This is a genomic window from Haloferax sp. ATCC BAA-644, assembly GCF_000336975.1.
Classification (GTDB): Archaea; Halobacteriota; Halobacteria; order Halobacteriales; family Haloferacaceae; genus Haloferax; species Haloferax volcanii.
The window spans coordinates 91,396-109,299 of sequence record NZ_AOLF01000035.1; the positions used below are offsets into that span (position 1 = coordinate 91,396).

General features: G+C 66.5%; 19 protein-coding genes and 1 tRNA gene. 9 read left to right on the forward strand and 11 right to left on the reverse strand.

Annotated features, from left to right (window positions below; all coding sequences use genetic code 11):
- The first annotated feature begins 1 nt into the window (after position 1).
- From C458_RS18755 to C458_RS15570, 7 genes are all read left to right on the forward strand, one after another.
- Positions 2 to 202 carry a hypothetical protein gene (locus C458_RS18755; protein WP_239638782.1) on the forward strand — a complete coding sequence of 67 codons (201 nt, stop codon included), beginning with the start codon at positions 2 to 4 and terminating at the stop codon, positions 200 to 202.
- Positions 203 to 450: 248 nt separating this feature from the next.
- Positions 451 to 1,110: an imidazole glycerol phosphate synthase subunit HisH gene (hisH, locus tag C458_RS15545; RefSeq protein ID WP_008577123.1), complete on the forward strand. Its 660-nt coding sequence runs from the start codon at positions 451 to 453 to the stop codon at positions 1,108 to 1,110.
- Positions 1,111 to 1,164: 54 nt separating this feature from the next.
- Positions 1,165 to 1,971 carry a prephenate dehydratase gene (gene pheA / locus C458_RS15550; protein ID WP_008577125.1) on the forward strand — a complete coding sequence of 269 codons (807 nt, stop codon included), beginning with the start codon at positions 1,165 to 1,167 and terminating at the stop codon, positions 1,969 to 1,971.
- Between the two features lie 143 nt (positions 1,972 to 2,114).
- The gene (gene hsp14 / locus C458_RS15555) at positions 2,115 to 2,525 is read left to right on the forward strand and encodes an archaeal heat shock protein Hsp14 (RefSeq protein ID WP_008577126.1); all 411 of its coding nucleotides are present in this window, start codon (positions 2,115 to 2,117) and stop codon (positions 2,523 to 2,525) included.
- 116 nt (positions 2,526 to 2,641) lie between these two features.
- The gene (gene hsp14, locus C458_RS15560) at positions 2,642 to 3,085 is read left to right on the forward strand and encodes an archaeal heat shock protein Hsp14 (RefSeq protein ID WP_008577127.1); all 444 of its coding nucleotides are present in this window, start codon (positions 2,642 to 2,644) and stop codon (positions 3,083 to 3,085) included.
- Positions 3,086 to 3,314: 229 nt separating this feature from the next.
- Positions 3,315 to 6,191: a leucine--tRNA ligase gene (leuS, locus tag C458_RS15565; RefSeq protein WP_008577128.1), complete on the forward strand. Its 2,877-nt coding sequence runs from the start codon at positions 3,315 to 3,317 to the stop codon at positions 6,189 to 6,191.
- 138 nt (positions 6,192 to 6,329) lie between these two features.
- A complete protein-coding gene (locus C458_RS15570; protein WP_004044470.1) occupies positions 6,330 to 6,548 on the forward strand; it encodes a hypothetical protein in 219 nt (72 codons plus the stop codon).
- Between the two features lie 57 nt (positions 6,549 to 6,605).
- On the opposite strand, the gene C458_RS15575 is transcribed toward C458_RS15570, so the two are convergent.
- The 10 genes from C458_RS15575 to C458_RS15620 form a co-directional block, all read right to left on the reverse strand.
- Positions 6,606 to 7,601, reverse strand: coding sequence for an alanine dehydrogenase (locus C458_RS15575; RefSeq protein WP_008577129.1), 996 nt, complete (start codon positions 7,599 to 7,601; stop codon positions 6,606 to 6,608).
- A gap of 298 nt (positions 7,602 to 7,899) precedes the next feature.
- Positions 7,900 to 9,543, reverse strand: coding sequence for a thermosome subunit beta (thsB, locus tag C458_RS15580; RefSeq protein WP_008577130.1), 1,644 nt, complete (start codon positions 9,541 to 9,543; stop codon positions 7,900 to 7,902).
- 215 nt (positions 9,544 to 9,758) lie between these two features.
- The gene (locus tag C458_RS15585) at positions 9,759 to 10,151 is read right to left on the reverse strand and encodes a hypothetical protein (RefSeq protein WP_008577132.1); all 393 of its coding nucleotides are present in this window, start codon (positions 10,149 to 10,151) and stop codon (positions 9,759 to 9,761) included.
- Positions 10,152 to 10,214: 63 nt separating this feature from the next.
- Positions 10,215 to 10,397 (reverse strand): hypothetical protein, encoded by a 183-nt coding sequence (locus tag C458_RS15590; RefSeq protein WP_004044465.1) that lies wholly within the window; start codon positions 10,395 to 10,397, stop codon positions 10,215 to 10,217.
- 491 nt (positions 10,398 to 10,888) lie between these two features.
- Positions 10,889 to 10,969: transfer RNA gene (locus C458_RS15595), tRNA-Ser, on the reverse strand.
- Between the two features lie 29 nt (positions 10,970 to 10,998).
- Positions 10,999 to 11,205, reverse strand: coding sequence for a hypothetical protein (locus tag C458_RS15600; protein ID WP_008577134.1), 207 nt, complete (start codon positions 11,203 to 11,205; stop codon positions 10,999 to 11,001).
- Position 11,206: 1 nt separating this feature from the next.
- Entirely contained in the window at positions 11,207 to 11,593 is a 387-nt protein-coding gene (locus C458_RS15605; protein WP_004970500.1) for a Rid family detoxifying hydrolase, read from the reverse strand.
- An 84-nt stretch (positions 11,594 to 11,677) separates the two neighbouring features.
- Positions 11,678 to 11,884 (reverse strand): hypothetical protein, encoded by a 207-nt coding sequence (locus tag C458_RS15610; RefSeq protein ID WP_004044462.1) that lies wholly within the window; start codon positions 11,882 to 11,884, stop codon positions 11,678 to 11,680.
- 39 nt (positions 11,885 to 11,923) lie between these two features.
- Positions 11,924 to 12,922 (reverse strand): cytochrome d ubiquinol oxidase subunit II, encoded by a 999-nt coding sequence (locus C458_RS15615; protein ID WP_008577135.1) that lies wholly within the window; start codon positions 12,920 to 12,922, stop codon positions 11,924 to 11,926.
- Entirely contained in the window at positions 12,915 to 14,339 is a 1,425-nt protein-coding gene (locus tag C458_RS15620; protein ID WP_008577136.1) for a cytochrome ubiquinol oxidase subunit I, read from the reverse strand. The genes C458_RS15615 and C458_RS15620 overlap by 8 nt, the downstream gene beginning before the upstream one ends.
- A gap of 334 nt (positions 14,340 to 14,673) precedes the next feature.
- Between C458_RS15620 and C458_RS15625 the strand changes: the two genes are divergently transcribed.
- A complete protein-coding gene (locus C458_RS15625; protein ID WP_008577137.1) occupies positions 14,674 to 14,880 on the forward strand; it encodes a hypothetical protein in 207 nt (68 codons plus the stop codon).
- A 43-nt stretch (positions 14,881 to 14,923) separates the two neighbouring features.
- Here the strand turns inward: C458_RS15625 and ilvA are convergent, their stop codons facing one another.
- Positions 14,924 to 16,135, reverse strand: a complete 1,212-nt coding sequence (gene ilvA, locus C458_RS15630; protein ID WP_008577139.1) for a threonine ammonia-lyase — start codon at positions 16,133 to 16,135, stop codon at positions 14,924 to 14,926.
- 356 nt (positions 16,136 to 16,491) lie between these two features.
- On the opposite strand from ilvA, the gene C458_RS15635 reads away from it, so the two are divergent.
- Positions 16,492 to 17,883, forward strand: coding sequence for an MATE family efflux transporter (locus tag C458_RS15635; RefSeq protein ID WP_008577141.1), 1,392 nt, complete (start codon positions 16,492 to 16,494; stop codon positions 17,881 to 17,883).
- The last annotated feature ends 21 nt before the right edge of the window (positions 17,884 to 17,904 follow it).

Here is a 17,904-nt window from a genome sequence, read left to right on the forward strand (position 1 = left end):
GATGGACTCCGGTGACGACTCGGTCGTCGTCGACGTCGTCGTCTCAGTCTCCGAGGACGCTCCCGACTCCGTCGTGGTCGTCGTCGCTTCCGAGCTATCGTCGCCACCCGTACATCCACTGAGCGCCGTCAACCCCGCGACGCCAGTGATTCCTGCCGTTCTGATGAATTCTCGTCTACTCGCCATTGAACTCGTCTTGTAATTCCGACACTTGTTGTTAAGATTTGCTATTTTTTCTCTATATTCGTATTGAATAGAACTGGTGTTCTCGGGCTGACGGCGCTATCGCCCCTGCAAGCCCCCGTGGGGGGCTTCGAGTTCGGACTTCGGACCCCCTCACGCGACGGGTCAGAGGCGTGCGGCAGGGTCGCGCGGCCGGTCTCCGCGGCTCTCGCGCGGAGCACTCACCCCGAGGGAAAATCACTTTGCTGTCCTCTGCGGACGTTCGGTATGAGCACGACACAGCCGCCCGAGGAGACGCTCGCCGACGTGGTGATGGTCGACTACGGGCTCGGAAACCTCCGGAGCGCCATGCGCGGGCTCGAACGCGCGGGAGCGAACGTCGTCATCTCGGACGACCCCGCCGACTTCGACGACGCCGACGGCATCGTTCTCCCCGGCGTCGGCGCGTTCTCCGAGGGGATGGAAAACGCCGGACCGTTCCGCGAACCGCTCGCCGAGGCCGCCGCCGACGGGACGCCCGTCTTCGGCATCTGTCTCGGGATGCAGATGCTGCTCACCTCCTCCGAGGAGGCCGACCACGCCGGCGAGGGCGAGGTCGAGGGACTCGACTTCATCCCCGGCCGCAACGTCCGGTTCGACGAGGGACAGAAGGTCCCGCACATGGGCTGGAACGAGCTCAACGTCCGGCGCGACCACCCGCTCGTCGAGGGCGTCGACGGCGAGTACGCCTACTTCGTCCACTCGTACTACGCCGACCCCGACGACGAGGGTGCGGTCGTCGCCTCGACCGACTACGGCGTGGCGTTCCCCGCGGTCGTCGCCAACGAGGCGGGCACCGTCTTCGGCACGCAGTTCCACCCCGAGAAGTCCGGCGAGACCGGGCTGACCATCCTCCGCAACTTCGTCGAGTTCTGCGCGGAGCGATAGGCCGAATCTGCCTGCCCCGACGGTCTTTTGTCGCCGCTTCGTGAAGGGGTGCCCATGCAGGCAGTCACGCTCGGTCCGTCGGGCACGTACTCCCATCGCGCCGCCCGCGCGGTCGCCGACGACGTCGCCTTCCGAGAATCGGTCACGTCTATTGTCCAAGCGGTTGCCGACGGGTCGTTCGAGCGCGGCGTCGTCCCCATCGAAAACAGCATCGAAGGGAGCGTCACCGAGAGCCTCGACGCCGTGGCGAACTCGGACGTGAGCGTCGTCCAGGAAATCGTCACGCCCATCCGCCACGCGCTGTTGGCCCAGAGCGCGAACTTCGACGTCGTCGCCAGCCACTCGCAGGCGCTCGCGCAGTGTCGGACGTACCTCGAAGAGAACTACCCCGACGCGACGCTCGAAGCCGTCGCCAGCACGGCCCGCGGCGTCGAGCGCGCCCGCGCCGACCCGACGGTCGCGGGTATCGGCCACCCCGACAACGTCGGTGACGACCTCGAAATCATCGCCGAGGACATCCAAGACCAGTCGTCGAACGCCACCCGGTTCCTCGTCATCGGCCCCGAGTCCGCCCGCTCGGACGCCGGCGGCAAGAGTTCGCTCGTCGTCTACCCGAACGCGAACTACCCCGGTCTCCTCTTGGAACTGCTCGAAGCGTTCGCCGAACGCGACATCAACCTCTCGCGAATCGAGTCGCGGCCGAGCGGCAACCGCCTCGGTGACTACCTGTTCCACATCGACGCCGACGCCGGTCTCTACGAGGAGCGGATGCAAGGGGCGCTCGAAGAGGTGGAGGGAATCGCCAGCAACGGCTGGGTCCGCGTCCTTGGGTCGTACGACACCCGACACGTCCTGTACTGACGCCGTTTCGACGCCGAGACGCTCGCCCAGCGCCGCACCTCGCTGCGTCCACCCCGTCCCGCTCCGTCACGTCCGCCCGGTCGCTCTCAACGTGTGAATCCGAGCACATCTTTCTTTGTCGTCGGCGACGTATCTGAACGCGTATGCAGCGAAACCCGTTCGACGAGATAGAAGACCTGTTCGACCGGATGGGCCGGTCGTTCGAGGAGTCCGGTATCGGTCGATTCCAAGACATCTCCCTCGACGTCGTCGACGACGACGAGGCCATCGAGGTCGTCGCGGACCTCCCCGGCTTCGAGAAGGACGACCTCGACGTGAGCGTCAGCGGGCGGCGACTCACCATCGCGGCCGACCACGAGGAGTCGAGCGAGGTCGACGACGAGCAGTACGTCCGCCGCGAGCGGAGTCAGCGCTCGGTCTCCCGGACGATTACGCTCCCCGCCGAAGTCGTGCGCGACGAGGTGACTGCATCGTACAAAAACGGCGTCCTGACCGTGACGCTCCCGAAGGCCGAACCCGCGGGCGACGACTCGACCGAAATCGACATCGAGTGACGCGGCTCATCTTTTGCATACCGGCGCTCTGGCTCCCGAGCCGTGCGAACTGCTATCCACGTTCCGGCAACGATTATCTCCTCAGACGGCGTCTATGACCCTCGGTGAAAACACACATGATGCGACGTACCAACCCCTTCGACGACTTCGAGGAACTGTTCGAGCGAATGTCCCGCCAGTTCGACGAGATGGGACGACAGTTCGACCGTTCGGGCATGATGGCGCAGGTCCGCCACGAGATGGCTATCGACGTCACCGACCACGACAACGAAATCGTCGTCACCGTCGACCTCCCCGGCTACGAGAAGGAGGACATCGCCCTGTCGGTCGCTAACCGCACACTGACCGTCGAGGCGACGCGCGAACTCGACGCGGAACGCGCCGAGGGCGAGTACCTCCGCCGCGAGCGCCGCCACGAGTCCGCCCGCCGGACGATTCGTCTCCCCGAGACGGTCGACGAGGACGGCGCGTCCGCCAGCTATCACAACGGCGTCCTGACGGTCTCTCTCCCCAAGCGCGACATCGAACCCGACGACTCCCGCCGCATCGACATCGACTGAGCAGGCGTCGTCGCTCGCACACGTCTCTGACTCGCCGCCCGCGATGGTCCCCTCGTGGTGGGTGTTCTCCGTTTTCTGGGTATGCTCCGTTTTCGTTTCTCCGCCTCCGTTTCGCGCCTCGATTCTCCGCGCTGCCCTGTGTCAATGCGTGGCAATATCTACCGCAATCAGACAGCCGCGCAAGTCGAGTATAGGAGTTATTTTAGGCCGGGGTGCCACTACCACGGATATGGACTACGACCCGCAGGAACTCGAAGCGCGTTGGCGGGAGCGCTGGTCCGAGTCCGGCCGATACGAGGCCGACCCGGACGCAGACGCCGACGACGCGACGTTCGTGACGGTTCCCTATCCGTACCCCAGCGGCGGGATGCACATCGGGCACGCCCGGACGTACACCGTCCCCGACGTGTACGCTCGCTACCGACGCCAGCAGGGCGACAACGTCCTGTTTCCCATCGCGTGGCACGTCACCGGCACGCCCATCATCGGCGCGGTCGAGCGCCTGCAAAACCGCGAGGAGAAACAGCTCTCGGTGCTGACAGACACCTACAACGTCCCCGAGGACACGCTTTCTGACCTCGAATCGCCCATGGGCTGGGCGCGGTACTTCATCGAGGAGCACTACAAGAAGGGGATGCAGTCGCTCGGTCTGTCGGTGGACTGGCGGCGCGAGTTCACCACGAACAACGAGCGCTACTCGAAGTTCGTCGAGTGGCAGTACCGGACGCTCCGCGACCGCGGGCGACTGGAGAAGGGTCTCCACCCCGTCAAGTTCTGTACGAACGAGGAACAGCCGGTCACGACCCACGACCTGCTGGAAGGCGAGAACGCGGAGTTCCAGGAGTACACGCTGGTCCGCTTCGGCTGGGAGCGAGACGGCGGCGACGTGGTCGTCCCGATGGCGACCCTGCGCCCCGAGACGGTCCACGGCGTGACCAACGCCTACATCGACCCCGAAGCGACTTACGTGGTCGCTGAAGTCGACGGCGAGACGTGGTTCGTCTCCGACTACGCGGCCGACAAACTCGAATATCAGGCCCGCGACGTGGAGATTCTCGAAACCGTCGAGGGTGCAGAACTCGTCGGTCAGACGGTCGAAAACCCCGTCACCGGCGACGACGTGCTCGTCCTGCCCGCCGACTTCGTCGACGCCGACAACGCGACGGGCGTCGTCATGTCCGTCCCGGCCCACAGCCCCGACGACTACGTGGCGCTGCAGGAGGCGAAAGCCGACGCCGACTACCTCGAATCGTTCGGTATCGACCCCGCGGACGTGGCCGCCATCGAGCCGATTCCGATTCTCGACATCGACTCCGAGGACGACGCGTACGGCGAGATTCCCGCGAAGTCGGCCGTCGAGAACCGCGGCATCGAGTCCTCCGACGACCCCGCGCTCGAAAAGGCGACGAAGGACCTCTACAACAAGGAGTTCCACGCGGGTCGGCTCAAGGAGTTCTACGGCGACTACGCCGGCGGCCTCGTCGAGGAGGTCCGCGACGACTTCAAGGCCGACGGCGTCGAGGCCGGCCAGTTCGACGTGATGCAGGAGTTCTCCGAGGAGGTCGTCTGTCGCTGCGGCGGCGACGTCGTCGTCGCGGAACAGGACACCTGGTTCCTCTCGTACGACGACGAGGACTGGAAGGAACTCGCCCACGACGTGGCCGACGGGCTGGACGCCATCCCCGAGAACACTCGCGACGAGTACCACCACACCATCGACTGGCTCAACGGGTGGCCGTGTATCCGCAACTACGGCCTCGGCACCCGCCTGCCGTGGGACGACCAGTTCGTCATCGAGCCCCTCTCGGACTCGACTATCTACATGGCGTACTACACCATCGCCCACCGGCTGCAAGAGATTCCGACCGAGGAGCTCACCCAGGAGTTCTTCGACGCGCTGTTCTACGGCCCCGACGCGGTCGACGACGCCCCCGAGAAGGCGCTCGACCTGCGCGAGGAGTGGGACTACTGGTACCCCGTCGACTATCGGTTCTCCGCTAACGACCTCATCACGAACCACCTGACGTTCTACCAGTTCCACCACGGCGAACTGTTCGACGAGCCGCAGTGGCCGCAGGGTATCGTCATCATGGGCATGGGCCTGCTCGAAGGCGAGAAGATGTCGTCGTCGAAGGGCCACGTCGTCCTCCCCGGCGAGGCCATCGGCGAGTACGGCGCGGACACCGTCCGTTTCTTCCTGCTCAACTCCGCCGAACCGTGGCAGGACTACGACTGGCGCGACGACCTCGTCGGCTCGGTCCACGACCAACTGGAACGCTTCTGGAACCGCGCGCAGGAGATTATCACCGACCCCGGCCCGGACGACCAGCCCGACCTGGAGACGGTCGACCGCTGGCTCCTGTCGAAGCTGCAAGACACCGTCCGCGACGTGACGACCGCGATGGACGAAGCCGAGACGCGCTCGGCCAGTCAGGCGGCGTTCTACAACTTCGAGGAGTCGCTGCGGTGGTACCGCCGCCGGACCGACCTCGACCGCCCGGCCGCCAAGTGGACGCTCCGGACGGTCCTCGAAACCCGACTGCGCCTGCTCGCGCCCTTTATCCCGTTCATGACGAACGAGCTGCACGAGCAGTTGACCGGCACGCCCGCCGAGGACGCGCCGTGGCCCGAGCCGGACGAGAGCTTCGAGGACGAGTCGGTCGAACTCGAAGAGCGACAGGTCGAGCGCCTGACCGAGGACGTCCGCGACATCATCGACGTGACCGATTCCGACCCCGACACCATCCGTGTGTACGTCGCCGCCGACTGGAAGCGCGACGTGTTCGAGACGGTCGTCGACAACGGCGACAACGTCGGCGCAATCATGGGACAGGTCATGCAGGACCCCGACCTGCGCGAGCGGGGTAACGACGTGAACGACCTCGTGCAGGACCTCGTCGACCAGACCCGCGGCCGCGACGAATCGACGCTCCGCGCCCAGCTCGAACTGGACGAGGCCGATACCTACGAGCGCGCCGCCGACTTCCTCGCCCGCGAGTTCGACGCCGCGGTCGAGGTGTTCGCGGAAGACGACGACGACATCGTCGACCCGGGCGACCGCGCCTCGAAGGCGATTCCGTTCCGCCCCGCGGTCCACCTCGAATAGTCCGGCGCGTCTCGGCGCGCTGCGACCGAAACGCTACGACCGAAACGCCGCGATTCGTCCGCCCCGCGACGCGGCTCTCGGGGCGACCGCTCCTCTCCGTCGCTCGATTTATCCTCTAGCCGAACGAACAGTAATCGTATGAGCGAAGACGACTCGTCGAGCCTCGCACGGAAGGCCTACCACACCGTCACGCCAGGGTCGCACATGCGACCCGACAGCGAGATGGACTCCATCGGGTGGACGATGTTTCTCATCCTCGTCGTCCTGTTAGTCCCGTTTCTGCCCTTCATCGCCATCGTCTACGTCCTCTCGAAGGTGTTCGGCTACCTCAACGCGCAGCGCGGGCCGAGCCCGTAGCCCGGGAACTCGGGCCGAAAAGAAAGATGAATGCCAGCCACGTCGCGTCGGGCGGCCTCACTCGGCGAGACCGAGGAGGTCGAACGCGTAGCCGTTGTCGTTTTCGAAGGCGTGCTCGTAGGCGACGTGCGCCGCCGCCACGTCCTGAATCGCGAGTCCCGTCGAGTCGAAGACGCTGATGCCGTCGGCGTCGGTGCGGCCGTCGAGGTTGCCGAGGACGATGTCACCGATTGCGCCGTAGATGTCGTCGTCGGTGAGGACGCCCTCGTGGTACGGGACGTTGATTTCGCCGGAGTGGGTGGTCTGGGCGTGGTCGTCGATGACGAGCTTGGCGTCCAACAGCACCTCGTCGGCGAGTTCGTGTTTGCCCTCGGCGTCGGCACCCATCGCGTTGATGTGGGTGTGGTCACCGACCGCCTCGCGCGGGACGATGGGCGACTCGACGGGGGTCACGGTCGACAGCACGTCACAGCTCGCGGCCTCCTCGATGGAGCCGGCGCGGATGTCGAACTCGTCTTCGAAGGCGTCGATGAAGTCGGCGACGCGCTCCTCGTCGAGGTCGGAGACGACGACTTCCTCGATGTCGCGGACCTCGCTGATGGCGCGAAGTTGCGTGTACGACTGGACGCCCGCGCCGACGATGCCCATCGAGGTGGCGTCTTCGACGGCGAGGTGGTCGGTGGCGACGGCCGCGGCCGCGCCGGTGCGGAGCATCGTGAGCTCCGTCCCGTCGAGCAGCGCCAGCGGGAAGGCGTTCTCGGGGTCGGAGTAAATCATCGTGCCCATGACGGTGGGCAGGTCGTACTTGTCGCCGTTGTCGGGGTGGACGTTGACCCACTTGATGCCCGCGGCGTCCCAGTCGCCCGCGTCCAGATAGGCGGGCATCGACCGGAAGTCGCCGTTGTACTGCGGCAGGTCGATGTAGGACTTCGGCGGCATCTGGGCGTCGCCGGACTCGTAGGCGGCGAAGGCGTCCTCGATGGCCGAGATGAGCTCCGGCATCTGGACGTTCTCGTGAACGTCGTCCTTGTTCAACAGCAGCGTCTTGCGCATGGAGACACGTTGCCGTACCTGCTACTTAGTTCGTTCCATTTCTGAACACAACTGCAAGTGTGTCTGAGAAAGTGAGAGAATTATCCAACTTCTGAGCGGCAGGTGAGTCGGAACGGCCGGCTCCCCCCGGACTGTCGGGAAGTCGTAGTCGGCGCGAGTCGGCTGCCACTCCGTCGCGCGCCGCCGTTCAGACGCCGTAGCCGCGGCTCTCCGGCCGTCTGGGACGCTCGCCAAAATAACGTGGTCTGTCGCGCGGTGCAGGCGTCGGGGGGATGGGTGTGAAGGCGTTAGCCGATTTTCACATCGCGCCGCCCATACCGCCCATGCCGCCCATGCCACCCATGCCGCCGGGTGCGCCGCCCTCTTCGTCGTCGTCGCCGCCGGTGGAGAGGTCACCGGCCGCGATGATGTCGTCTATCTTGAGGACGAGGTTGGCGGCTTCGGAGGCGGAGGCGACGGCCTGCTCTTTGGCGTGGGCCGTCTCGACGACGCCGGCGTCGAAGGCGTCTTCGACCTCGCCGGTGAAGACGTTCAGCCCGGCGCGGACCTGACCCTCTTCGTGGGCCGCGCGGAGGTCGACGAGCGTGTCGATGGAGTCGAGGCCGGCGTTCTCGGCGAGCACGCGCGGGACGAGTTCGAGCGCATCAGCGAACGCCTCGACGGCGAGCTGCTCGCGCCCGGAGACGGAGTCGGCGTAGTTGCGGAGGCGCGAGGCGAGTTCGACCTCGATAGCGCCGCCGCCGGCGAGCACGCGGCCGTCAGCGACCGTCGAGGCGACGACGTCGAGGGCGTCCTGAACGCCGCGTTCGAGCTCGTCGACGACGTGGTCGGTGGAGCCGCGGAGCAGGAGCGTGACGCCGTGGACGTCGTCGCCGATGCCCTCGACGTAGAACAGCTCGTCGGCCTCGTCGCGGCGGACGGAGGCGCGACCGAGGTCGGCGGCCTCGATGGAGTCGAGGTCGGAGACGACCGCCGCACCGGTGATGTTCTTGAGGAAGCGGATGTCGGACTTCTTCGTCCGGCGGACCGCGAGGATGCCCTGCTTCGCGAGGTAGTGCTGGGCGAGGTCGTCGATGCCCTTCTGGCAGAAGACCACGTCAGCGCCGGAGTCGACGATCTGGTCGACCTTCTGCTTCAGCTGGGCCTCCTCCTGGTCGAGGAACTTCTGGAGCTGGTCGGGGCTCTCGATGGAGACGTTCGTGTCGATGTCGGTTTCTTCGACCTCGACGGGCTCGTTGAGCAGCAGCACGTCGGCCTCGTCGAACTGGACCGGCATGTCGTCGTGGACGGGGTCCTTGTCGATGACGGCGCCGGTGAGGAGCTCGGACTCGGACGCCGAGCGGCCGGTCTGCGTCTCGATGGAGACGTTTTCGAGGTCGACGACGTGGGAGCCGTCGTTGGCTTCCACGGTGACCTGCCGGACGGCGCGGACGATGAGGTCCGCGAGAAGCTCCTTGTTGAGTTCGGAGCTCTTGCCCGTCATGGAGGTCTCGGCGACCTTCTTCAGGAGTTCCTCGTCGTCGGGGTCGACGCGCTCCGCGATGTCGTCGATTTCCTCGCGCGCCTTCTCGGAGGCGAGGTTGAAGCCGCGGATGATGGCCGTCGGGTGGATGTCCTGTTCGAGGAGGTCCTCGGCGTTCTTCAGGAGTTCACCCGCGATGGCGACCGCCGTCGTCGTTCCGTCGCCGGCTTCGTCCTCCTGCGTCTCGGCGACTTCGACGATCATCTCAGCCGTCGGGTTGTCGATGTCCATCTCCTTGAGGATGGTGACGCCGTCGTTCGTGATGGTGACGTCGCCCATCGAGTCGACGAGCATCTTGTCCATCCCTTTCGGGCCGAGTGTGGAACGTACCGCCTCGGCGACTGCTCGTGCGGCGCGGATGTTGTACTCCTGCGCGTCGCGGTCCTTGACGCGCTGTGCATCCTCGCCCATGATGATCATCGGCTGACCCTGCTGCATTCGCTGGCTCATAGACAGGCCTTGATTGTTTGTGATTCTATAAAAAAGCTTCGCCGCCGAATCGAAGGACGGAATCCGAGCGCTCGCCGTGTACTCCCGATAATCGCGCGACTGAGCCCGTCTTCGATGTGCTCGAGGGCAAAGTATGGTACGCTATTTCACACCACAATTTGTCCCCGGTCGAACCGCTTTATACGCTACTCTTCGACCGGTTCTTTCCAGTGGACCGTCACCGTCCCGACGGCGAACGCGTCGTTCCCCTCGTCGTCGCGGACGACCCGGATGGTGTTCGTCCCTTCGACGAGGCTCGCGCCCGTGACGGTGTCGACCCAGTACTGCCAGCCGTCGTCCGGCGGGATATCGAACCCCGAAAGCGGGTCGCCGTTGATTCGAATCTCGTGGCCGTACTCGCCCACGTCGAACGCCTGGATGCCGAGATACGGCTCTCTGGGGTCGTCGGTCGGCACGTCGAATTCGAACGTCTCCGTCTCGTCTCCGGCGTCGTCCGCCCAGTCGAGGTCCAGCGTCTCGCCTTCGGGGTGGAGGTGCGAGCCGATGAACACGGTCGCGTAGTTCGCGCGGTGGTGCACGCTCACACGTTCTGCTGCGCCCGATAAAAATTCGCGTGGTCGGAGGTCGTGTCGGCCGCGCCGTCAGTCGTCTTCGGGGAGTTCGTCAGCGAGGAACTCGCCGTCGGCGTCGTCGCTCGCGGCGTCGAGCGGGGGCTCGTCGTCGTCTCCGTCTAACACCGATAACTCGCGTTCGTACAGCCGCTCGGTGAGTTGGGTCCGCTTGTTGAGGCCCTTCTTCTCGCGGCCGGTCTTGGTGTCAGGCATTGTCAATCGTGGTATCGTATCCCATGGAGATGAATGTTTTGTCCGAACAGTTGATACGGTCGGGTCTGTGGTGGCGGCGTCGAGTGGGTGTGGTGCCTTGGGTCGCGTCGAACTGGGGGTGCCCTGCCAGTTTCGACGTACATTGTCCTTGGCGGGCGAGTCGATAGACTCCGCCGGCGGTTCCCGCCGTCCGGTGATTGAGAAAGAGACTATGTGCTTCGGGCGCGAAGGGCGGGAGTTCGAGTTGGTGTTTTCAGCGGGGGGGTCAGGGTTGAAGGTGTGGATTTTCAGAGACCGTCAGAAGCGGGATTTGAACCTCGGTCGCTCACGACTCACGGCTCCGCCGTTCGTCTCACTGCGACACTTCGTGTCGCACATTGCCCACTCTGTTCGCTTCGCTCCTTGGTTCAAATCCTCCGGCGGCGTTCTCCCGAACTCGCCGCTCGCAGCGCGACGAGACGCGCTGCTACGAGGATTGCGTTCGGAAGAAGCGCCAGGAGAGGGATTTGAACCCCCGATCCCAGAGGGAACACGCTTTCCAGGCGTGCGCCTTACCGCTCGGCCATCCTGGCTTACAACGCAACGTTCCCGCCTGGATAATTTAAGCCCTTCCTTTCCGTTCGAGTCGGGGTTCGATGACGTATGTCACGGACGCGACCGCGACGCCGGAGGCGACCGCCACCGCGGCGACCGCCCCGAACGACGCGTCGATACCGAGTCCGAGGAGGACCGCGCCCTGCGCGAGGACGCCCACGAGGAGGAGGCTCGCTGCGCCCCACGCGAGCGCGGACCGGACGCGGCGGGCCACGTTACTCCTCGTCGACGACGGCGACGGCCTCGATTTCGACGCCGACGCCCTTCGGCAGGTTGCCGACCTCGACCGCCGAGCGGGCCGGCGGCTCCTCGTCGAAGTAGGTCGCGTACGTCTCGTTCATCTCGTCGAAGTCGTCGATATCGGCGAGGAACACCGTCGTCTTCAGCACGTCGGTCGCGTCCGCGCCGGCCTCCGCGAGGATGGCCATCACGTTGTCGAGCGACTGCGTCGTCTGCGTCGCGATGTCCTCGTCGTCGAGGAGGTCGCCGTCCGGCGTCAGCGGAATCTGTCCCGCCGTGTAGAGCAGCGAGCCGTTGGTCGTCGCCTGACTGTACGCACCGACCGCGGCCGGCGCTTCGTCGGTTTCGATGACGCGCTTCATACGCGGTGGATTTCGCCACGACGTGATAAATTAGGGTGGAACGGCCGGGTCCGCGGCGGGACCTCCCCGCCGCGGTCCGTCGGGTTACACCGACTTGCCGGAGAGGCTGATGCCGGTCGTGAGCACGCCCGAGGCGAACAACAGCCCCATCCCGAGGGCGGTCACGACATCGCCGTCTCGGAGCGCGAACCCCGCGACGGCGACGCTGACGACGACCAGTCCGAGGCCGAGGAGGGTCAGCGGTTTGGTGAGCGATTCGGCGGTGGGTTCGGTGTTGGGGAGCGTAGCCATGGTTGGATTGGTTGTGGGGGAAAGGTCGATTGCGGTCGGTCAGGAGTACGATTCACCGGTCTCGATGGGCCCGCTGAACGTCGAGTAGAGGATGCCGAAGTAGGTGAACACGAGCGGCAGGAGCAGCGCCGACGCGACGCTCATGATGTTCAGCGGGAGCACGGAGATGATGGCGTCCGCGACGGTCAGCCCGGTCGCGGGGTCGGCAAGCGGGAACATGAGCGTCGCCACGAGCGCGACGAACGCGAACACGAGCACCGGCACGGCCCCGAACGCGAGCGTGTAGCGCCCCTCGCGGAGCGCGAGCAGGTAGCCCGCGGCGGCGGCGAGGCTGGCGACGACGAGCGCCAGCGGAATCGGCGCGAGAACGCCGAGGTCGGGGCGGACGGCGACGAGGTAGCCGAGCGTGACGACGACGAGCGCGAGGTAGGCGGCCATCGCCCGCGGACCGTAGTCGGCCACGTCGCGCTGGAGGCTCCCGCGGGTCTTCATGGCGAGGAAGCCGACGCCGGCGACGACGGTGAGCGCGACGACCGCGAGGCCGACGACGACGCCGGGCAGCGACAGGAGCGACTCGACGCCGAGGAGCCAGTGGGCGGCGAACACGCCGAGGAAGAAGGGCGCGCTCACGCTGCCGACGACGAACGCCCGCCCCCACCACGTCTGCCACGCCTCGTCGTGGCGCTGTTCGTACATCTCGGGGGCGAGTCCGCGGAGGATGAGCGCCCCGAGGATGGCGAACATGAGCAGGTAGTGGCGGCTAAAGAGATTCGCGTACACCGCCGGGAACGCGGCGAACAGCGCGCCGCCGAAGACGACGAGCCACACCTCGTTGCCGTCCCAGAAGGGACCGATGGCGGCCAGTAGCGTCTCGCGTTCCTCGTCGTCGTCGCGGGTCGCAAACAGCGCCCCGACGCCGAAGTCGAAGCCGTCGAGGAACAGGAACATCCCGAGGATGAAAAACACGAGTCCGAACCACAGCTCCTGTAGCGGCAGGCCGAAAAGCGGGTCGGTGGCGAACGCGCCGTAGTCAGTCATCGCCGGTCACCCCCGCGGGCGAGGCGGCCTCCGAACCCGCCTCAGTCTCGTCGACGCTCGGCGGTCCCTCGCGGATGATGCGGCGAATCACGTAGGTGTAGAGCGCGAGCAGGCCGGTGTACACGACGGCGAAGCCGACGAGCGTGAGCGTCGCCTCGAAGCTCGTGAGCCCCGGCGAGACGCCCTCGCTCGTCCGGAGGACGCCTTGGATGACCCACGGCTGTCGGCCCACCTCGGTGACTATCCAGCCGACCTCGACGGCGAAGATGCCCAGCAGCGACGACCCGACGAACGCCTTGTGCAACAGGTCGTCCTCGTACAACTCGTCGGCCCACCAGCGGTAGCCCGCCCAGAACGCCAAGAGGATGAACCAGAACCCCGCGGCGACCATGAGTCGGAACGACCAGAAGACGATTGCGACCGGCGGGGCCTCCGTGTCGAACTCGTTCAGGCCGGTGATTTCGGCCTGCGGGTCGCCGCCGCTGGCCAGCCACGAGGCCCCGCCGGGGATGCCGATGCCGAACAGTTCTTTCGCCCGCGGGTCGGTGATGCCGTCGAGGCTCGTCGGGATGGCGAAGATGTACTCGGGGACGTAGCTGTCGGTCTCCCAGACGGCCTCCATGGCGGCGAACTTCTGCGGCTGCGTCTCGTAGACGTGCCGACCGTAGGCGTCGCCGTGAATCGCCTGAAACGGCGCGGTCACGAGCAGAACGACGAGCGCGATTTTGAGCGTCTTCCGCCAGAAGCGCGCGCCCTCGCGGTCGTCGTCGGCGGTGATGCCGCGCTGCCAGACGTGGTACGCCGCGACGCCGGCCATGAACAGCGCGACCGACAGCACCGCGGCGTTCTGCATGTGGACGAACATCCACGGGAACCGCGGGTTGGCGTACGCCGCGATTGGGTCGACGAGCGAGACGACGAGCTGGCCGCTCTCGCGCGCGAGTTCGTACCCCCGCGGCGTCTGCATCCACGAGTTGGCGACGAGAATCCACACCGCCGAGAGCCACGTCCCGAGGCCGACGGCGACGGCCGACACCATGTAGAGCGCGTCGGAGACCTTCTCGCGGCCGAAGACGAACACCCCGAGGAACGTCGCTTCGAGCATGAACGCCATCATCCCCTCGGTGGCCAGCGGGCCGCCGAACAGTTCGCCGGCCGCCGTCGAGAACGCCGCGAAGTTCGTCCCGAACTCGAATTCGAGGACGATGCCCGTCACGGTGCCGACGACGAACGAGACGGCGAAAATCTTCGTCCAGAACCGCCTGAGCTGCTCGTACACCGGGTCGTCGGTGCGGATGTCCTTCCACGTGAAGTAGATGAGGAAGGGCGCGAGGCCCATGCTCATCACGGGGAAGATGATGTGGACGATGGTCGTGAGCGCGAACTGCAGCCGACTGGCGATGACTGGGTCGAGCATGGTTGGGGTGCGGGGTCGCTGACGACGGGGCGAACCGGGGAGCGGGGGACGGGGCTTCCCTCTTAAACGCCTTCGTATTGGGGGAGGGTCAATCCCTGCATGCTTCCCACGAAGTGAAAATCATCGTAGACGGTGTCTCCCGCCCGAATTCGACATAATCGTCCGGGTTAAAAGTCGGACGCTCGCCGGAGCCCGGCGGGCCAGAAACGCGCCCACACGCTCGCAACGCGCCCGTCTCGGGCGGATTCCGGCCGCCAACGCGCCGACGCGCCGCCTCAACCGCCCCGCCCGCCTCGACCGACAAGCATACGCCGGAACCGTTCGGATGTAGCGCATGACCCTCCTGTGGCAGGCTGTCCACGTCGGAACCGCGGTTCTCGGCGTCGCGTACCTCGCGTTCCCCGCGCGAGTCCACGCGTTCGGGTTCGAGTTCCTCCGCCGCTCGCCCTCGGAGGAGTCCGGGGAGTCCGCCGCGCCCGTCTGGCTCTACCGGGGCATCGGCGCGCTCCTCGTGTTCATCGGGGCTACTGGCCTCGTCTGAGCGCCGGTTTCGAACCGGGCCCCGGCCGCTGCCGGCGACGCGGTCAGTCGAGGACTGCCACGTCGTAGCCCGCGTCGCGGAGCTCCCCGAGGAGCGACTCGACGTGGTCGGGCCCGCGCATTTCGAGGTCGATTTCGACTTCCGTCGCGTTCAGCGCGATTTTCCGGGAGGTGCGGTCGTGCCTGACGGCGTAGATGTTCGCCTTCTCCGCGGCGATGATTTCGATGAGCTGTTCGAGCGAGCCGGGGCGGTCCTTCAGTTCGGTCCGAATCTTGAGGTATCGACCCGTCTCGACGAGGCCGCGCATCACCACTGTCGTCAGCGTGTTCATGTCGATGTTGCCGCCGCACAGCGCGGGGACGACGACCTCGCCCTCCTCGTAGTCGAACTTCTGGAAGACGAGCGCCGCGAGCGCGACGGCCCCCGCGCCCTCGACCAGCGTCTTCGAACGCTCGAGCAGGTAGGTCAGCGCCACGGCGATTTCCTCGTCGGAGACGGTGACGACCTCGTCCACGCGCTCGCGGATGACCTCGAAGGGCTTGTCACCGATTCTGCGGACGGCGATGCCGTCGGCGATGGTGTCCACCTCGTCGATGGTCTGAATCGACCCCTTGTTCAGCGAGTCCGCGGCGCTGGAGGCCTGTTCCGCCTGCACGCCGATGACCCGGGCGTCGGGGAACTGTGCTTTGATGGCCGTCGAGATGCCGGAGATGAGGCCGCCGCCGCCGATGGGGACGACCACGGTGTCGAGGTCGGGGCAGTCCTCCGCGATTTCGAGGCCGATGGTCCCCTGTCCGGCCATGACGTACTCGTCGTCGAAGGCGTGGACGTAGGTCCGGCCCTCCTCCGCCTCGATTTCGTGGGCCTTGGTCTGCGCCTCGTCGTAGTCGTTGCCGTAGAGCACCACGTCGCCGCCGTAGCGCTCGGTCGCTTTCACCTTGGAAATCGGCGCGTACTCCGGCATGACGATTTTCGAGTTCACGCCCGCTCGCGACGCCGCGAGCGCGACGCCCTGCGCGTGGTTGCCGGCGCTCGCGGTCACGACGCCGGCGGCTTTCTCCTCGTCGGAGAGCGTCGTGATCCGGTTCGTCGCGCCGCGAATCTTGAACGACCCCGTGCGCTGGGAGTTTTCGAGTTTCAGGTACACCTCGGCACCCGTCATCTCCGAGAAGGTGTGAGAGTACTCCAGCGGTGTCCATCGGGCGACCGCTTCGACGCGCTCGCGGGCGGCGCGTACGTCATCAAGCGTGAGCATGGTCGGAAATCACCCGTGTCTGTGTTTAATCGTTCGGGATGTATCGGAATCAGGGGCGTGATGTCAACCCTCACGGTCGTCGGTTGAGAACCCGGCCTCGGTCCGGGCAACGCGTGCCGTCGCCGTCGCTCGCCGGTCGGTGAAAGGGGAAAGGGGGAATGCACGCGTGTGACGTGCAACTGTCTTTCTGGTCCCCGTGCATATAAACGTCCCCCACCCGGAGTGAAAGTGAAAACGCACGACAGCGGCGACCCCTCGCTCGCGTATGACACTCGTCATTCGCGCGTCGCATCGAGCGTGCCCGACGGGACCGCCGCTTCCGATACCGTCAACTGCGCGAGGTCCGTGGCCTCGGCATGAACCTCGGTCGCCTCCGCCGGGTCTGGAAGCGCATCTTCTCGCTCGCGTGGCCGGTGATGGCCGAGCAGACCGCCCAGACGGCGATGCGGACCGTCGACGTGGCCGTCACCGCTGCGCTCTCTCCTGCCGCGGTCGTCGCTATCGGCCTCGCCGACCTCTACGCCCGGTTCCCGCTTCGCATCGGCCTCGGCCTCGGCGGCGGCGCAATCGCGCTCTCCAGTCAGGACACGGGAAGCGGCGCGGACGCCAACCGCAGTGAGGCTATCTCGACGGCGCTCCTCCTCGCGTTCCTCGCGGGAATCCCGTTCCTAATTTTTGGCTTCACGCTCGGCGAGGTCGCCATCGCCGCGTTCCCCGCGAGCGACCGGGCCGTCGCCTTGGGCACGACGTATCTCGCGGTCATCTTCGCCACCTCGCCCGCGCGGTTGGTCTCGCTCGTCGGCTCGCGGTCGCTGCAAGGCGTCGGCGACACCCGGACGCCGATGCTGGTCAACGTCTTCGCCAACGTCGTCAACATCGGGCTGTCGGTCGGTCTCGGCTTCGGCCTCGTCGGCCTGCCGGCGCTCGGCGTGCTGGGTGTCGGACTCGCGACCTCCACCGCAAACGTCCTCTCGGCGGGACTGCTTCTGGTCGCGCTCGCCCGCCCCGCGTCACCGACCTCGCTGGTCCGCCCCCGCGACCGAACGGTCGCCGGCCAACTCGTCCGTATCGCCACCCCGCGGGTCGGTGAGGGCATCGCCGCCGAACTCGCGGAGTTCCCGTTCAACGCCCTGCTCCTCGGCTTCGGTGACGCCGTCAACGCCGGCTTCCAAATCGGCCGCCGGGTGTACCAGCAGGTCGCAAGCCCGCTGGCGCGCGGCTACAACGTCGCCGCCAGCGTCCTCGTCGGGCAGGCGCTCGGCGCGGGCGACAGCGAGACCGCGCGGTATCAGGGCGGCGCGGTGGCGCTGCTTTCGGTCGTCACGGTCGGCGGCATCGGGCTCCTGCTCGCGGCGTTCACCGAACCCATCGTCGGCCTCGTCGGCTCCGGCGGCGGCGCGGACCTCGACTGGGCCGCGAAGTTCGCCGTCGCCTACGGTCTCGCCGCGCCGGGGCTGGCGCTGTTCGTCGGCCTCTCCGGGTCGTTGCAGGGTGCGGGCGCGACGCGGATTCCCTTCGTCGCCCGGCTGACCGGGGTGTTCGGCTTCTTCGTCGGCCTGTCGTACCTGCTCGTCGAGGGGTTCGGATACGGCCCGCTCGGCGCGCGAATCGGCATCGTCCTGTCCTTTACGTGGATGGGACTGTTCGCGCTCGTGGCGTTCTACCACGCCGACTGGGCGAGCCACGCCGACTCGCTCATGGTCGAACGCGGGAGCGTCGGCGTTGACGACGCGGGCGAAGACGACTGAGGGCGGCGCGTGCGGCGGAAG

Bases quoted from the DNA above. Each gene is read 5' to 3' on its own strand.
- C458_RS15570 (WP_004044470.1), top strand. From the start codon at position 6,330: ATGAGCGAAGACGACTCGTCGAGCCTCGCACGGAAGGCCTACCACACC.
- C458_RS15605 (WP_004970500.1), bottom strand. From the start codon at position 11,593: ATGAAGCGCGTCATCGAAACCGACGAAGCGCCGGCCGCGGTCGGTGCG.
- hsp14 (WP_008577127.1), top strand. From the start codon at position 2,642: ATGATGCGACGTACCAACCCCTTCGACGACTTCGAGGAACTGTTCGAG.
- C458_RS15620 (WP_008577136.1), bottom strand. From the start codon at position 14,339: ATGCTCGACCCAGTCATCGCCAGTCGGCTGCAGTTCGCGCTCACGACC.
- thsB (WP_008577130.1), bottom strand. From the start codon at position 9,543: ATGATCATCATGGGCGAGGATGCACAGCGCGTCAAGGACCGCGACGCG.
- C458_RS15625 (WP_008577137.1), top strand. From the start codon at position 14,674: ATGACCCTCCTGTGGCAGGCTGTCCACGTCGGAACCGCGGTTCTCGGC.
- C458_RS15610 (WP_004044462.1), bottom strand. From the start codon at position 11,884: ATGGCTACGCTCCCCAACACCGAACCCACCGCCGAATCGCTCACCAAA.
- C458_RS15575 (WP_008577129.1), bottom strand. From the start codon at position 7,601: ATGCGCAAGACGCTGCTGTTGAACAAGGACGACGTTCACGAGAACGTC.
- C458_RS18755 (WP_239638782.1), top strand. From the start codon at position 2: ATGGACTCCGGTGACGACTCGGTCGTCGTCGACGTCGTCGTCTCAGTC.
- C458_RS15590 (WP_004044465.1), bottom strand. From the start codon at position 10,397: ATGCCTGACACCAAGACCGGCCGCGAGAAGAAGGGCCTCAACAAGCGG.
- pheA (WP_008577125.1), top strand. From the start codon at position 1,165: ATGCAGGCAGTCACGCTCGGTCCGTCGGGCACGTACTCCCATCGCGCC.
- leuS (WP_008577128.1), top strand. From the start codon at position 3,315: ATGGACTACGACCCGCAGGAACTCGAAGCGCGTTGGCGGGAGCGCTGG.
- C458_RS15635 (WP_008577141.1), top strand. From the start codon at position 16,492: ATGAACCTCGGTCGCCTCCGCCGGGTCTGGAAGCGCATCTTCTCGCTC.
- hisH (WP_008577123.1), top strand. From the start codon at position 451: ATGAGCACGACACAGCCGCCCGAGGAGACGCTCGCCGACGTGGTGATG.
- ilvA (WP_008577139.1), bottom strand. From the start codon at position 16,135: ATGCTCACGCTTGATGACGTACGCGCCGCCCGCGAGCGCGTCGAAGCG.
- C458_RS15615 (WP_008577135.1), bottom strand. From the start codon at position 12,922: ATGACTGACTACGGCGCGTTCGCCACCGACCCGCTTTTCGGCCTGCCG.
- hsp14 (WP_008577126.1), top strand. From the start codon at position 2,115: ATGCAGCGAAACCCGTTCGACGAGATAGAAGACCTGTTCGACCGGATG.